1 protein-coding gene is annotated in these 1,295 nt (G+C 52.4%); it reads left to right on the forward strand.

Annotation, left to right across the window (positions count from 1 at the left end; all coding sequences use genetic code 11):
* Nucleotides 1-248 precede the first annotated feature (248 nt).
* Entirely contained in the window at nt 249-1,265 is a 1,017-nt protein-coding gene (locus H147_RS20190; RefSeq protein ID WP_019956985.1) for a tyrosine-type recombinase/integrase, read from the forward strand.
* Nucleotides 1,266-1,295 lie beyond the last annotated feature (30 nt).

Consider the following 1,295-nt stretch of genomic DNA (forward strand, 5'->3'; position numbering starts at 1 on the left):
ACCATTGACGCCATCATAATACGCAGATCATAACGACTGGGTGGGTCAGATCTCGATGAAAATGCCGGGTCAGTTCTCAGTGACAATCAACAACCTGGCTTAAGATCGGGGATTACCCACAAACAAGTCTTGCGAAGGCCAGAGAGTTCGCTCTTGCCGCGAAGCGTTTAAAGAAAGAAGGCTTTGGAAAAGACGCTCTTTTACGCGGGTTTGCAAACGCAAAGTCAGCAACGGATCTAGATGGTATTGTGCGCGGAGAGATACTTGCTGGCCTCGGTCCTAACGAGTTGGTCAGGGTCGTCACCTACGATGAAATGTGGAAGCAATGGTTTGCCGATGTGAGCCCAACCCTGCAGAAGGGGCCTAGTCGGCGCCGACCACAGGCTATCCATGAGCAGCACATCAGCCCAGTCATTGGAAATCGTTTACTTACCGAGATTCGGCGTCGCGAGATATTTGATCTACTCGCGCCATTGTTTCGCGAGATACCCGTCACAGCAGGGCATGCCTTGGGGCATATCAACAAGGTATTCGAACTAGCGATCGTCAAGGAGCTTTGCGAGGTTAATCCCACTCCTCCACGTGGGAGCTTCCCCAAACGGGTAAGCAAGAAAAAGCATCATGGGACATTGGCTGCTTCCAAGATGCCAGAGTTGTGGCGGTGGCTACAGACCACGAATGCGAGCGCATCGGTAAAAGCTGCGATCCTAACCGCAATGGTGACCGGTCATCGTGTCAGCGTGATCGTCAATGCAGAGTGGTCTCATGTCGACATAAGCACTCGCGTCTGGACGGTCCCGGAGCGCGATGATAAGGCGACCCCTGGCCGCATGAAATCAGGGCGACCCTACTCATTGGAATTGCCGAAAGAGTTGGTTGAGATCCTCAGCGCAATGAAAGTTGGTCGTGGACTTGGCGAGTCGGCGGTCAATCAGTTCATTTTTGCTAGCCCTGTAAAGCGCAGCAATTTGACACCCAATGCGGTGTTGAAGGTTCTGAAGGGATTCGACCCTAGACTGACCACACACGGGTTCAGAAACTCCATCAAGGAGTTCTGCCGTATCACGACACCACCGATCCCAGACCATGTCGCGGATGCATTCTGCGATCACTCACTTAAAGGGCTCGATGCCAGCTATCGGCGCCGCGACACTTCACAAGAGCGCGCGAAATTGGCTGAACGATTGTTAGACTATGTTGTTAGAGGTGGCTGCGCAAATTTGAACAACTGGGATAAGTGGATTTTCCGCGCAACAGCAGCATGATGCTGCAAGCGAGGAGATGATGATGACAAA

The organism is Yoonia vestfoldensis DSM 16212 (genome assembly GCF_000382265.1).
In the GTDB taxonomy this organism is placed as follows: Bacteria; Pseudomonadota; Alphaproteobacteria; order Rhodobacterales; family Rhodobacteraceae; genus Yoonia; species Yoonia vestfoldensis.